This window comes from Flagellimonas taeanensis (assembly GCF_003584105.1).
In the GTDB taxonomy this organism is placed as follows: domain Bacteria; phylum Bacteroidota; class Bacteroidia; order Flavobacteriales; family Flavobacteriaceae; genus Flagellimonas; species Flagellimonas taeanensis.
This window is the reverse complement of the sequence record NZ_QXFO01000011.1, coordinates 1-14,336: the sequence shown is the minus strand read 5'-3', so window position 1 is coordinate 14,336 and position 14,336 is coordinate 1. Positions and strand designations below refer to the sequence as shown.

At 48.3% G+C, this 14,336-nt stretch carries 9 protein-coding genes; 3 read left to right on the top strand and 6 right to left on the bottom strand.

Going from position 1 to position 14,336, the window contains the following annotated elements:
* Positions 1–30: 30 nt before the first annotated feature.
* From D2V93_RS04830 to D2V93_RS04815, 4 genes are read right to left on the bottom strand one after another with little or no spacing between them, the layout of a single operon-like run.
* Positions 31–2,022 (bottom strand): calcineurin-like phosphoesterase C-terminal domain-containing protein, encoded by a 1,992-nt coding sequence (locus D2V93_RS04830; protein WP_119618626.1) that lies wholly within the window; start codon positions 2,020–2,022, stop codon positions 31–33.
* Positions 2,023–2,031: 9 nt separating this feature from the next.
* On the bottom strand, positions 2,032–3,261 hold the full coding sequence (locus tag D2V93_RS04825) for a BACON domain-containing protein (RefSeq protein WP_119618625.1): 1,230 nt from the start codon (positions 3,259–3,261) through the stop codon (positions 2,032–2,034).
* A 38-nt stretch (positions 3,262–3,299) separates the two neighbouring features.
* On the bottom strand, positions 3,300–4,868 hold the full coding sequence (locus D2V93_RS04820; RefSeq protein WP_119618624.1) for a SusD/RagB family nutrient-binding outer membrane lipoprotein: 1,569 nt from the start codon (positions 4,866–4,868) through the stop codon (positions 3,300–3,302).
* Positions 4,869–4,877: 9 nt separating this feature from the next.
* The gene (locus D2V93_RS04815; protein ID WP_119618623.1) at positions 4,878–8,180 is read right to left on the bottom strand and encodes a SusC/RagA family TonB-linked outer membrane protein; all 3,303 of its coding nucleotides are present in this window, start codon (positions 8,178–8,180) and stop codon (positions 4,878–4,880) included.
* A gap of 187 nt (positions 8,181–8,367) precedes the next feature.
* On the opposite strand from D2V93_RS04815, the gene D2V93_RS04810 reads away from it, so the two are divergent.
* The 3 genes from D2V93_RS04810 to D2V93_RS04800 are packed head-to-tail and all read left to right on the top strand — an operon-like array spanning position 8,368 to position 12,274.
* A complete protein-coding gene (locus D2V93_RS04810; RefSeq protein ID WP_119618622.1) occupies positions 8,368–10,008 on the top strand; it encodes a glycerol-3-phosphate dehydrogenase/oxidase in 1,641 nt (546 codons plus the stop codon).
* A 25-nt stretch (positions 10,009–10,033) separates the two neighbouring features.
* Positions 10,034–11,527: a glycerol kinase GlpK gene (glpK, locus tag D2V93_RS04805; RefSeq protein WP_119618621.1), complete on the top strand. Its 1,494-nt coding sequence runs from the start codon at positions 10,034–10,036 to the stop codon at positions 11,525–11,527.
* Between the two features lie 12 nt (positions 11,528–11,539).
* Positions 11,540–12,274 (top strand): MIP/aquaporin family protein, encoded by a 735-nt coding sequence (locus D2V93_RS04800; RefSeq protein ID WP_119618620.1) that lies wholly within the window; start codon positions 11,540–11,542, stop codon positions 12,272–12,274.
* Positions 12,275–12,599: 325 nt separating this feature from the next.
* On the opposite strand, the gene D2V93_RS04795 is transcribed toward D2V93_RS04800, so the two are convergent.
* Complete coding sequence (locus tag D2V93_RS04795; protein WP_119618619.1) at positions 12,600–13,265, bottom strand: bifunctional 4-hydroxy-2-oxoglutarate aldolase/2-dehydro-3-deoxy-phosphogluconate aldolase; 666 nt, start codon at positions 13,263–13,265, stop codon at positions 12,600–12,602.
* A gap of 75 nt (positions 13,266–13,340) precedes the next feature.
* The coding region (locus tag D2V93_RS04790) for a sugar kinase (RefSeq protein WP_147377365.1) at positions 13,341–14,336 on the bottom strand (996 nt) is incomplete at its 5' end.

Genomic DNA, 14,336 nt, shown 5'->3' with positions numbered 1-14,336 from the left:
CTGTAATTTGATCAATGTAAATGAATCGGATCAGATTATGGCCGTTGAAAATGCCTTTGGGCGTTCCATACTTTCGGTATAGACCCTGCCAAAACGATCGGTTACCTTGATTTCCAATGTAGAATTCGGTGCCGACGCCTGAACCTTGAACAGGTGGGCGGTTTCATTGGTCGTGAAAGATCCTGTGGGTTGTGCACCAACGTTCAATCTCTTGGCCTCATAGGAAATGATGTGCAGGGGATCCAATGTTTTGACCCTGGAAATAGCCAAGGGCTGCCCGTTCTCGCTTACCTCAATTTGCCATTGGTCGTCATAGCCCCAGATATTGATCAAAACCTCATTGTTGGAGTTGGGCTGGGCATAGGGTCCCGCATATTGTGCCATGTCCTCTTCCGAAGCATTAGGGGCAAACTCGGCCGCTGTGATATGAACCATGTTCAGATCGTAGGCCCGGAACTGATAATCGGCGTCAAAGCCAATACTCTTGTACTGCCACTGCATTTGGTTGCCATTGATTTCCCAAATCCCATATCCTCCCGGACTCCCGTCCTTGCAGATGTGGTTTCCGGCATAACCTTCGCGACCAGTCCACCACCAAGTTGCACAAATGGCCGCGGTATTGTGTTCCATAACACCCAGTTCTTCCTCAACCGTATAGTTGATATGGGTGTGACCAGTTAGTATATGTACTGTTGAAAACTCCTGTAGGCTGGCCATGAGTTCCGGTGCATTGTCCAATTTATAGGAGTTGACCTGATTTCCGCTTCCATCCAGTGAAGGATTGCTATATACGGGCGTGTGCGTTGCAATGACAATAGGCGTGCTCTTGTCGGTGATCATGGCCAAATCCTTTTTCAACCATTCCAACTGTTCCGTAGCCAAACGCTCCCTGTAATTGCGGCTTCCAACGGTTCCCTGTGAACCGCTAGAGTTCAGGTATTCCACATCATCGAGCACCACATAATGGATCTGGCCCAGATTGAAGGAATAGTAGGTCGGGCCCAAAATATTCCTGTACCGATCTTCGGCCAAGCGATCGTTGGCGAAGTAGGGGTCGTAATCGTGGTTCCCGATCACGTTGAACACAGGGGAATGCAATTGGTTCATGTATGGGATATAGTCGTTGAGCCCAAAACCATTGCTGTACCAATAGAGGTCCCAGGTCATGTCGCCAAGGGTGAGCACATATACTTTTTTACCTCCTGCGGTGTACGAATCTATCATGGCATTCACATCGGGCAGCACCATATTCTGGAACTGTTCCAAATCGTTGTTTCGGTTGGCCAAGTGCCAATCGGCCATGGTCAACACTACATGCTCTGCATTGTTGGTCTCTATCAATGAGAAATCGTGTTGCTCCACTGTTCCGGCACTGGTTGTGAGCCGTTTGAAGAATTGGGGCGCGTTTCCATTGGCAGGAACTTCGTAGTTTCCTGGCACGGAGATGAACACAAATCCAGATGCTTTGTTGGAAGGCAGATAATAGATGCCATCCTCATCGGTAGTGGCGACCTCGTGGCCATCAGAGACCACAACGCCGGCTACTCCAACTCCATTGCTGAACACAATTCCTTTAATGGTCATCCCTTCAATATCCGGAATATCCGACTCTGCAACGATGTTCAGTTGAACGGACCCCAGTGCCAAGGTCTCCCCACTTCGGGAGAGTACCAAACGGTATCCGCCTGAAGGAATTTCGTTAGGCAGCACAAAAGTGGCTGATGTTTCAGTGGTGGAACCAATGGCCGTGGTGAATTTTTTGGAGCCATCCAAAGTGGAAATCCATTCAATCTGGTCGCCCACTTTGAATCCTTTTCCATTTAAAATGAACTCGCTCCCGGCCGAGGCATTGATCACCGGAGGTACGGAGACCCCGGTGATGCCCAGGCCATTGTTTGGGGGGACGTCATTATTGCTATCGGAACTGCAGGCAATCAATCCAAAAAAAGGGACGTTGAGAGTGGTGATGGAGGCGAGACCTCCGATACCGGTTTTTACAAACTTTCTACGGGTATGCTTCATTGGATATGCCTAGTTGATGATTACTACTTTGATGTCGTCGATAAAGATCCTGTTCTTGCCTGCCCCTACACCATTCAGGTCAAAGGCTCCTCCAAGAAAACGCAGTTGTGTCTCGGCAGTGGCCCCTGTAATGGTGAAAGTGTAGGTGCTGCTCTCGTCTTCCCATATCAAGACACAATCGGGATCGGCATCATAGTCAGGGTAATTGCTGATGGTGAAAGAGGGAACGCTGGTGGTCCCTGGACCTACAACGCCCACTACAAGATTATTGTCGTCTTGGGTACCGCCTGCCGTCTCATACGGAACGGCCTTGAAGGTGACCTGTACGTCGGTAGGTCCATCAAGTGCTGCCAATGGAGGGGAGATGAGGTCACCGCCATAGTTGGTCTTGCCGAGTTTCACAAACCCTGGCCGCGCATAGACCACTTTTTGGTTGCTGGTAAAGGTGTTCTCGGTACTCGTCCAGCCACGAGCCATTTCCTCTTCAGTCCAGCTATCCATTCGTGTTTCGCCTGTGGTGGTGTAGAAAATGGTACTGCCGTAGGTGAGCCAACTGAAATCTTCTTCCAGGATAACATTGCCGGCAGACTGTATAATCTCTACTTCTTCGGTAAGTCCGTTGGTGTTGGATTGAATGGTCAGCGTGATGCTCCGCTCTTCCCCAGTATTTTTAACGGCTTCCAGAACCAAGGCATTTTCTGTTTGCTGCACTCCCGTGATCCAACTTTCATCGTCCAATATATAGGTCCATTCTACGTTTGTTTCCAATGCAATGTTCACCTCACCACCTGCCGATGGCACGGAAATGCCATTCTCAGCATTGAGAATAGTGATGTAAGGTACGTTGGCCTCTTGGTCTATACGGAACAGAACGGGCTGCTCTTGTCCATCGACCACAAAGGCGAAATTGGCGGTACGGCCCTCAAAGGAGTCATTGGGGTCCACATTGAACCTGAATATGCCGTCATTGTCCCCTTCGTTGGGAAATGCTTCTACCCAATCGTTATCGGATTGGGCCACCACTTTCCAATCCCTGTTGGAACGCACCACATATTTTTGGCTGATGCCTTCCACGCTCACGGAAAGGGAGGTGGGGTCTTCCTCGATCATGAAATAGGGTTCGCCCATGCTTTCTCCTCCGTTGTCGTCATCACAGGACACGGCAACGAAGCAGGAAACGACCAATGCCCAAAACAACTTCGGGAACGATTTCACTATACTATTTTTACTATACATCATCTTGAGATTTTTATCTAAATGTTTGTTGGCTATTTGTTCTACTGTTCAATGGCTTCCTTGCTCCACCAAACAGGGGTCTTCATATTGTTTTCCCCGCCCATGCGGTTCAATGCTTCTTGGGCATTTTCGCCATTGGTGGCCATGGTCGTGTTCGGATAGGCAAACCGGGTGGGCAATATAAAGTCATTGTATATGGCCCCATCACCTATGGTGAGTTCGGGATAGCCAGTGCGTCTGTATTCATGGTAGGCTTCCATTCCCACCCAGAACAGGGCAAGGAATTTCTGGTTGGCGATCAGCTCTTCCTTATTGCTCCAACTGTCCCATGACGCTAGGTCCGAAGCCAAAAAGGCCGTGATGTCCTCACTGGAAATGGTCACAGGTGTTTCACTGTACTGCCCCAGGGGCGCCCATTTTTCGATGGACGCTGCAACGGCCGTTTCATAATATTGTCGGGCCGCGGATTCCCCACCAGGAATTAGTCCTTTTAGTGCAGCTTCTGCAAAGATGAACTGTACTTCGGCATAATCCATGAAAAATCCAGGGGCATCGGCACGGCAGAAAACGGCCGCGTTGAGCCAGGAAGTACCCCTGTCCACATTGCTCTGTTCAGATTCGGTACAGCCGGCCACGGTGCCCTTCCAAACAAAGGGAAGATTGGGGTCTGTGTTCGGATTTTTCTTTCCGTAAATCGCCAATCGCGGATCTTCATAGATCTGCTCGTCACTTTCATTGGTCAGAACGGTCATTTTTATGAGCTGTTCCGTAAGCTTTCTTCCTGAACTGGTAAAGCTACCCTCATTGGTGTTGTTGAATTCACTTCGGTACGGGTCATTTCCGGAGAAAACAACAGTGGCGTTGTCATCATTGGAAGTAAAGAAAGGATACTTTGATGGATTGTTCAGTATCTCGGTCATTTTGCTCCCTGAATTCATTGAGCTTCGTCCGCTTACACGGCTGAGCAGGCGTAGGTAAAGGGAATTGTTGAATTTTCGCCATTGGTTCATGGAACCGCCATACATACCATCCAAGGCAGGTTTGATGAAGGTTGGATTGGTGGCATAAATGTCGTTGGCTTCTTCCAGTTCGGCGAACATTTGTCTGTACACTTCTTCCTGCGAATCAAATTTGGGCTTGATCACCCCTTCATCGGAAAGAACCAAAAAGGCCTCGGAATAGGGTATATCTCCAAATATATCGGTCAGGTTGGATAGGTACATCACTTTCAATGTGATGGAAATGGCTTCCAAGGATGGGTCTTCCTGTTCGATGCTCAAATCGTGCATGTGCAAGGCATTGTTGGCATATCTGGCATAAAAGTTCCATACACTTTGCCAATTGGCATCACTGATGAAGTAGCGGTGCTCCTGACGGGTGGTACCGCCGGTAAAGGCAGTGAATTGAATGAGTTCGTTGTTCCAGAACCAAGTGTAGTTCTGCCAGGCATTGGCCCCGTTGTACAAAAGAGGTTCAAACATGCCACTGGCCTGTATGTCCCCTACATTGGTTCTGTTGGGGTCTGTATTGGTTTCTTCAAAATTGTCGGTACATGCCCAGGTGAGTACCAAGATTCCTATAGTAAGTGCTATTTTTTTCAACGTTTTCATGCTTTATGATTAGAATGAAAGTTTAACATTAAGTCCGTAGGTACGTGTCATCGGGAAGGTCACGGATTCGATACCCATCATGATGTTCGAGCCATTCAACATTCCTGTTTCAGGGTCGTATTGAGGGAAATCGGTCCAACAAAACACATTGGTCGCAAAGATCCCGAAGCTCATATCTTGAAATATGCCTGTACTCTCCATTATTTTTCGTGGCATCTGATAGTCCAACCGCAGTTCCCTCAACTTCAAGAAGTCGGTGCTGAAGGTGTTCATCTCAGTATTGTTCCTGTTCCAGATGTAGGCGTTGTAATAGGTTTGGATGTTTTCCGTTACCGTCGTGTTCTTGGTATAGGTAACAGTGCCGTCCGTGTTTTCTACTACATTGACCCCTTCATGCACCAATCCGTCATACCTACCTTCCAAGGAGTTTTTGAGCTTCCCTTGGTAAGAAAGTGCAAAATTGGTCACGGAAAAGGCGCTTCCGCCCATCTGCGCAGAAAACGATGCCGATAGGGAAAGGTTTTTATATCTGAAACGCTGTGTCATACCTCCCCTCCAATCCGGGTTCACTTTGGCGATTTCGCGATCGGGGGATTCATCCAAGACGGGATATCCTTGGGAATTCACAATGTGCATCCCGGAAGCATCGACCGTTTCCCCATTTTCATCGATATAAGTGGCTCCTTCGGGCGCTCTTTGAAATCCACGCCCATAAATATTGTGCATTTCCCCACCCAAATAGGAATAGACATAGACCCTTCCGCCAATGGTCGTGCCCATATCGGTCTGTAGGGGTTCCTCGGGATCCCAACCTTCTTGTAGGCTCACCAAGGTGTTGTTGTTCTTGGACCAGTTGGCATCGAACGACCATTCAAAGTCCTTGGTGCGTATCGGAACAAATCCTGCGGCAATTTCAATACCTTCATTGGTGATTTCCCCGGCATTGATGATCCTGCCCGTTGCTCCCGTAATTTGATCCACGTTTACCGAAACAATCTGGTCTGTTGTTGAGGAATAATATTTTGTGATATCAAAGGACAATCGATTTTTGAAGAACTTGGCCTCAAGACCCACTTCCCAACTTTCAATGTTCTCAGGCTTGATCAATGGATTTCTGATAGTACCGGGTAGCACATACCCTCCTGGGAAAGATGTGTTTCCATAGGGCTGTGTCAAGGAATAGGCCCCGGTGTCGTTACCTACGTTGGCCCATGAAAAACGCAACTTGGTGAAATCTATCCAAGGGGCGTTGGTCTGGAAGTCAAGGACTTTGTCAACAAGGACACTTGCCGCCACAGAAGGATAAAAGAATGACCAATTGCCCGGGGACAAGGTGCTCGACCAATCATTACGTGCAGTAACGTCTAAAAAATAAGTGTCATCCCAGCCCAATGACAACATGCCATAAAAACTGTTCACGACCTTTTTGCTCCTGTAATTATAGTTGTCCGGATTGACCCCTGTAGGGAGGTTGGTGGTATGGTAAATCCCTTCCTCACCCAACTGCTCCAAGGTAATCCTGCTATTGTAGTATTCGTTTACCCTATTGTTTCCGCCCACAAAAGCAGAAAGCGTAAAACGCCCATCGGCCATATCATTGTTTTCATAGCGGAACATGAAGTCGTTGTTGTTCTCCAAATAACGAACCGTTTGTTCCCTATAAAAGCCATTTGGGTAATCCGTGGTATAAAAAGGTCTGCGTTGGGTCCTGAACTCCGTGGACCAATCCAGACCTGATCGGAGGTCTAAAGAGAACCCGTTTCCTAGATCAAAGTTCAATCCAATATTTCCAAATACCCTGTTTTTGTCATGAGCACTAAGGGCTTCGTACAACGTACGATATGGGTTGTATGAATTTGCGGAAGGAAATACCAGACCTTGTCCATTCTCTCCCTGTGCTGACCAATTCACGAAATTGTATCGGCCATCAAAGTATTCGTTTTTCCAATCGTCTATACTGTTCACGTTGAAGCCCCAGATGAGGGCATACATGGGATTGGATTCGTCATAACCTCCCCCGGGCATGTTGTCGCTTCTTTTTCGGTAGTAATTGACTTTGGAGTTCAAAGAAATCCAGTCGTTGATGGGCGTATTGAACGCCAAGGATGCCGATTGGCGGTTGAACCCGGTGTTGGGCATGATCCAATCGTTTTTGAAATCCGTGATGGAGAGTCTGCTGGAGGTTCCTTCCCCATTGTTCCCATTGATACTTACGGTATTGATGGTGGTGACACCCGTACGGAACAATCCGGTGTACCAATCGTCCTGATACACCCAAGGCAACTTGGAAAATGTACCCGTCTCCCAGTTCTTTGAGGCATATAGGTAGCGCATTTTGTTTGGGTCGAACCTTTCCCCAAACGTATATCTGGAGTAATTCCTATTGGTGGCAACGCCATCGGGAGCCATGTCCGCTGTCAATTCCCAAAGTGAGTAAGGCTGTTCTCCCATATCAGAACCATTTCCATATTCCGTTTGAAAATCGGGGAAGAATCCGGCCTGTTCAAAACTGACAGTGGTATTGATGGTAATGCCCAATCCCTTTCCTTTTTTGCCGGACTTTGTCGTGATCATGATGGCGCCATTCGCTGCCCGCGATCCATAAAGGGCCGCTGCGGCAGGTCCTTTCAAAACCGATACGGACTCTATATCCTCTGGGTTGATATCACTCAAGCCATCACCAAAATCTACGGGGGCATCGGCCTGGGCATAATTGCTCACCGCACGAGTGGCTGTCATACCGGAACTGATGGGTACACCATCAACCACGATCAGGGCTTCGTTGCCGCCATAGTTCAATGACTGGTCTCCCCTTAAGGTTACACGGATGGAGCCGCTGGGTCCAGACCCCGCTTGGGCAAAGAAAAGTCCCGGAACCTTGCCGGACATACCATTCATCCAGTTTCCCGATACTGATTTGGTGACTTCATCTCCTTCAACCTTTGCAACGGCATATCCCAGTGATTTTTCCTCACGGGTTATGTTGAGTGCAGTGACCACTACTTCGTCGAGCTCACTGGCATCCTCTTCCATGGTGATTTCCTGAAAGGATCCCGACCTGGCAGAAATTTCCATGTGTTTGTAGCCGACATAAGAAATTTCAAGGATAATCTGGTTCTTGGAAGGGGTTAGATTGAACTGTCCGTCAAAATCGGAAACTACCCCATTGGATGTACCCTTTTCAACGATTGAGGCCCCGGGAAGGGGCACACCCGCCTGATCGGTTACCACTCCCCTGATCACATTATCTTGTGACCAAGCAGATAAGGAGAGTAAGCAGCACAAGAGCAAATACACATAACTTTTTTTCATTGGATTCCTAAAATTTAGTTTTAGTAGTTGGTTTTTTAAAAACTTAAGACAACATTAACGATTACGAAAGTAACAAAAAAAAATAAAAACAAATACCAAATTGACAGTTTACACATTTTTTTTTGCATTTATGTTATTTTAAAGTTGCCTTTGTGTTACATTTGTTTCGATTTATTTCTAATTATACATGGAAAAAGAACCAAAGAAAACTTTTTTTGATCGTGATCATTTACTGCATAAAATAGAATCAGAGCATCAGATTTGGGATGTTCTGATCATAGGTGGAGGGGCTACCGGACTTGGTGTGGCACTCGATGCCAGCTCACGCGGTTTGAACACCGTACTCTTTGAACAGTCCGATTTTGCCAAAGGCACTTCCAGTCGTAGCACCAAGTTGGCGCATGGGGGGGTCCGTTACTTGGCCCAGGGAAACATCAAACTGGTTTTTGAGGCCCTGCGAGAAAGAGGACTCATGCTTAAAAATGCTCCACATCTGGTCAGTCCTTTGTCCTTTATCATCCCTAGTTATCGTTGGTGGGAAAAATACTTCTACGGTTTAGGGCTGCAGATTTATGATTGGATGGCCCAAAAATTCAGAATGGGAAACACTTCGTTGCTCAGACGTGATACCCTGCTCAAACAAATGAGGAATTTAAACCCAAAGAAACTGAATGGGGGCGTGCAATATTATGATGGACAGTTCGATGACGCCCGTTTGGCCGTCAATTTGGCACAGACAAGCATAGAGCAGGGAGGTGTCTTGCTCAACTACATGAAAGTCAATCAACTGATAAAGGATGCAAAGGGTAAAGTGACCGGAGTAGAGGTCACCAACGTGGAAACGGGAAAGACCTATAGCGTACAGGCCAAAGTTGTCATCAACGCCACAGGGGTTTTTGTGGACGATATTCTAAAAATGGACAACCCAAGTGCCAATACATTATTGAAAGTAAGTCAAGGTATTCACTTGGTATTGCCTCAATCCTTTCTCAAGAGTGAACATGCCCTTATGATACCCGCTACTTCAGATGGCAGGGTACTTTTTGCCGTCCCTTGGCACGGATATCTCTTGGTCGGTACAACCGATACCCCTTTGGATCGCCACCAATTGGAACCCAAACCGTTGAAGGAAGAGATAAACTTCATTTTGGAAACCCTCAAGGATTACCTGAAGGAGGTGCCGACGGAAAAAGATGTGCTCAGTGTTTTTGTGGGCCTCAGGCCTTTGGTGCTCCCTGAAAACAAGGAAGTGGGGACCAAGGAAATATCCAGGGACCACAAACTCAAGATTTCTGCTTCCCAATTGATCACCATTACGGGGGGAAAGTGGACCACATACAGGAAAATGGCCGAGGATACGGTGGACCAAGCTATAACAATAGGTGATTTATCCACAGGTCCGTGCCAGACAAAGGCATTGAAAATACATGGGTATTCCAATGCACCGGCTGAAGATGAAGCGATGTCTTTTTATGGATCCGATGCGAAAGGAATTGCCCAACTCAAAATAGAGAATCCAGATTTGGATTATCAACTGCACCCTGATTTTTCCTTTACCGCTGCGGAAGTGATATGGGCGGTCCGCTATGAAATGGCACGAACGGTCGACGATATATTGGCCCGCCGATTGCGCATCCTTTTCCTAAATGCTAGGGCAGCCATGAAATTGGCCCCAGTGGTCGCCAACATCATGGCCGAAGAAATGGACAAGGACAAGGATTGGACGGATGGACAAATACGGGATTTCCAGAGTATAGCAAAAAATTACCTCGTGGTCCCCACACTGGGTGAGGTCGTGGCTTCCGGCAGATTACAAAAGGTTGAATAGAATAGAGCATAAATAACTAACAAACATGTCAAAATATATTCTCGCCCTTGACCAGGGCACCACAAGTTCTAGGGCTTTGATCTTTGATCAGAATGGGAAGACCATCAGTATAGTCCAAAAAGAGTTTAGGCAGATATTCCCCAAACCAGGATGGGTGGAACATGATGCCAATGAAATCCTATCATCACAAATTGGAGTGGCTGCTGAAGTGGTCTCCCTGTCCAAGATCAAAACAGAGGACCTGGCCGCCATAGGGATAACCAACCAAAGGGAAACTACGGTCGTTTGGGACAAAACAACGGGTGAGCCCATATACAATGCCATTGTATGGCAGGATAGACGGACATCTGACTATTGCGATGAACTGATCGCCCAAGGCCGTGAACCGATGATCAGGGAAAAGACCGGTCTGGTAATCGATGCCTATTTTGTGGCGACAAAGGTCAAATGGATCCTGGACCATGTAGAAGGTGCCCGTGAAAAAGCGGAAGCTGGCCAATTGGCCCTTGGTACCATCGACTCTTGGTTGATATGGAACTTCACCCAAGGTGAAAAGCATATCACCGACAGCACCAATGCCTCAAGATACCTTTTGTACAACATCCACACCCTTTCATGGGATGATGAGTTGTTGGAACTTTTTGGTATTCCAAAAAATATGTTGCCAGAAGTATGCGATTCCAGTGGGGCCTTGGCCACCACCTCAGGGGCCATATTCTCAAGGAAGATACCCATAACAGGGGTTGCCGGTGACCAGCATGCCGCCTTGTTCGGACAAATGTGCACCGAACCCGGGATGGTAAAGAATACCTATGGAACAGGTTGTTTCATGTTGATGAACATTGGTGACAAACCCATTATATCCAAGAACAAACTGCTCACCACCCTCGCTTGGAAGATAGGGGATGAGGTGGTATATGCCTTGGAAGGCAGCATCTTTATAGCTGGGGCTGTGGTGCAATGGTTGAGGGACGGATTGGGCATCATCCATTCTGCTCCAGAGATTGAAGAATTGATAAACAGTACCGAGGATAACGGTGGCGTCAGTTTTGTTCCTGCCTTTACTGGGCTGGGGGCACCCCATTGGGACCAACATGCCCGTGGAACCATTGTGGGCATAACAAGAGGGACCACTTCGGGCCATATTGCCCGTGCGGCCTTGGAAAGTATTGCCTTTCAGACCTATGATGTGCTGAAGGCCATGGAAGCAGATGCGGACATTGAGATCAAGGAACTTCGGGTCGATGGCGGGGCCACCGCCAATCGTTTTTTGATGCAATTTCAATCCGACGTATTGCAATGTGGTATCGTAAAACCGGAAACCTCGGAGATTACGGCATTGGGAGCAGCCTATCTGGCAGGATTGGGAATTGGTATGTGGGACGATGTGGAACAGATCAAAAGGCAATGGAACGTAAAAACTAAATATGAACCTGATGGCGACTTCCATGTGAAGGAGAACGTCGGGCAATGGCACAGGGCTATAAACACCACTAGTTACTGGTCTAACAATAAGTAAAACTATATTCAAATGACAGCATTCGTAGCAGAGGTCATCGGGACCTTTTTTCTGATCCTCATGGGTAATGGTGTAGTGGCCAATGTGGTCCTCCAGGATACCAAAGGAAACAATAGTGGCTGGATCGTGATTACCACGGGCTGGGCCTTGGCAGTTTTTATCGGTGTGGTCGTGGCCGGCCCCTATAGTGGGGCCCACCTCAATCCTGCCGTTTCCATTGGCTTGGCCATCGCGGGTACATTTTCATGGCAGTTGGTACCCTCCTATATCCTGGCCCAAATGTTGGGGGCTATGTTAGGCGCTTTCATGGTTTGGGCCCTGTACCGAAACCATTATCGTAGAACAGACGACGCAGGAGCCAAAAGGGCCACTTTTTGTACCGCTCCGGCCATTAGGGATTGGCCGTCCAATTTATTGAGTGAGATTGTGGGTACTTTTGCCCTCATTTTTGTCATCTTTTACTTCAGTGATCCCCTTTTGGGTGAAGGAGATGCCCAAGTCCCTATGGGAATGGGATCTTTGGGAGCTGTTCCAGTGTCCCTTTTGGTGTTTGTGATAGGACTTGCCCTTGGCGGGACAACGGGTTATGCCATCAATCCCGCACGCGACCTCGGTCCTAGGATCATACATACCCTACTTCCCATTAAAAAGAAGGAAGGGAGTGATTGGGGCTACTCCTGGGTTCCGGTAGTAGGACCCGTTATTGGTAGCATCCTTGCCGCTTTATTTTATCTTCTCTTATCTTGAAAGGTTCAATGAAACATTGATTACAAGCTGATTGCAATATGCACATGGGAATTGAATAAGGCATTCTACTACCAATTCTTTTTTTAAAAGCTTATAAAAAACCTTTGGCACTACTCTGAATCGCTCCAAAAAAAAATTGTGGCCTTTCTTCCCCTTTTTCATGTCTAAAATCCGTTGGTTTTGATTGGTTTAAAAGGGAATATGGCCTAAAAGAAACTTTAATTCCTCATCGACACCTCTAATGTTTATTTGATTTCGATTTTGTCGATAGAAACTATGGATACACTATTCTCTCGATCGTCCTTTGTAATTACACGACAGGGGATTATCGGGCTGCCTGTATTGTTTCCAGAGTGCTTCTTACCCGTTCTTTCAAACCCTCAAAATCACGGCTGATCAAAACTTCATTTCCTATCAAATTGGACCCCATGCCAACACAGGTTACCCCAGCATCAAACCATGCCTTAAGATTGTCCTTATCGGTTGTTACACCTCCTGTGGGCATAATACGGGTCCAGGGCTGCGGTGCCTTTATCGCCTTTACGTACTCAGGGCCATATGCGGATCCAGGGAAGAGCTTTACGATCTCACAGCCCAGTTCCTCTGCCCTGGCGATCTCGGTAAGGCTCCCACAACCGGGCGACCACAGTACTTTCCTGCGGTTGCACACGATAGCGATGTCCTCCCTGAGCACCGGGGTCACCACGAAGTTTGCCCCCAGGGCCATGTACAGTGAGGCCGAGGCCGCGTCCGTAACGCTGCCCACCCCCATCATCATTCCGGGAAGTTCTTTCAGCGCATATGTGTTGAGCTCCCCGAACACCTCGTGGGCAAAGTCCCCACGGGCCGTGAACTCCATCAACCGTGCCCCTCCATCGTAACAGGCCTTGAGTACTTTTTTACCCAAGGCCACATCGGATGTATAGAACAGGGGTATCATCCCTATCTCTTCCATGGCCTGAACCACTTGTATTCGTGTAAATGTTGCCATTGTCAAACTGTTTTAAAGCCATAGGGCTGGTTTACCAGCCCCATGGAAGTTAAAAAAACCAAACTAACCCAATGATTATCGGGATACTCTTCCGGAAGCGTCACCTCCCATCAATTTTTCGACCTCGTCCACCGTCACCAGGTTCGCATCCCCTTTGATGGTATGCTTCAGACAGGAGGCCGCCACTGCAAAGTCGAGTGCCTTTTGGTCGTCCCCCTCGTATTCCATCAATCCATAGATGAGGCCGCCCATGAAGCTGTCCCCTCCGCCCACTCGGTCCACGATGTCCGTGATCTGGTACTGGCGGGTCTCGTACATCTTCTTGCCATCGTACAGTACCCCTGCCCAGGTGTTGTGCGAGGCGCTTATGGATCCTCTCAGGGTGGTGATCACCTTCTTTGCCCTGGGAAATTTTTCCATCATCTGCTTGCAGACCGACAGGAACGCCGCCGCTTCCACATGGTCGCCCTGGGTGGTGATGTCCAGTCCCGCCGGCTTGATGCCAAAGTGCTTCTCCGCATCTTCCTCATTGCCCAGTACCACATCGCAGTATGAGGTTAATTCCGACATGATCTGCTCACGCTTCGCATCGTCACAGTACTTCCAGAGCTTGGCACGGTAGTTCAGGTCCGTCGAGATGGTGATCCCTTTCTCGCTGGCCGCCTTCACGGCCTCCAGACAGGCATCTGCCGCTCCCTGTGATATTGCGGGGGTGATCCCCGTCCAGTGGAACCATCCGGCACCTTCGAACACCTTTTCCCAGTCCACCATGCCCGGACCGATCTCCGCCATGGCGGAGTGTGCCCGGTCATAGACCACCTTGCTGCCACGGCTCACTGCCCCGGTCTCCAAAAAATAGATTCCCAATCGGTCGCCCCCATGGATGATCTTGTCCGTGCCCACACCGCGCTTGCGCAGCTCCATCAGTGCGCATTCCCCGATGTCGTTCTTCGGGAGACGGGTCACAAAGTCCACCGGGACCCCATAATTGGCCAAGGAGACTGCCACATTGGATTCCCCTCCTCCATACACCACTTCAAAACTGTTGGCCTGGGAGAAGCGCAGGAAGCC

Excerpts from the sequence above, each read along its gene's own strand:
- D2V93_RS04810 (WP_119618622.1), top strand. The coding sequence starts at position 8,368 with ATGGAAAAAGAACCAAAGAAAACTTTTTTTGATCGTGATCATTTACTG.
- D2V93_RS04830 (WP_119618626.1), bottom strand. The coding sequence starts at position 2,022 with ATGAAGCATACCCGTAGAAAGTTTGTAAAAACCGGTATCGGAGGTCTC.
- D2V93_RS04800 (WP_119618620.1), top strand. The coding sequence starts at position 11,540 with ATGACAGCATTCGTAGCAGAGGTCATCGGGACCTTTTTTCTGATCCTC.
- D2V93_RS04820 (WP_119618624.1), bottom strand. The coding sequence starts at position 4,868 with ATGAAAACGTTGAAAAAAATAGCACTTACTATAGGAATCTTGGTACTC.
- D2V93_RS04795 (WP_119618619.1), bottom strand. The coding sequence starts at position 13,265 with ATGGCAACATTTACACGAATACAAGTGGTTCAGGCCATGGAAGAGATA.
- D2V93_RS04825 (WP_119618625.1), bottom strand. The coding sequence starts at position 3,261 with ATGATGTATAGTAAAAATAGTATAGTGAAATCGTTCCCGAAGTTGTTT.
- glpK (WP_119618621.1), top strand. The coding sequence starts at position 10,034 with ATGTCAAAATATATTCTCGCCCTTGACCAGGGCACCACAAGTTCTAGG.
- D2V93_RS04815 (WP_119618623.1), bottom strand. The coding sequence starts at position 8,180 with ATGAAAAAAAGTTATGTGTATTTGCTCTTGTGCTGCTTACTCTCCTTA.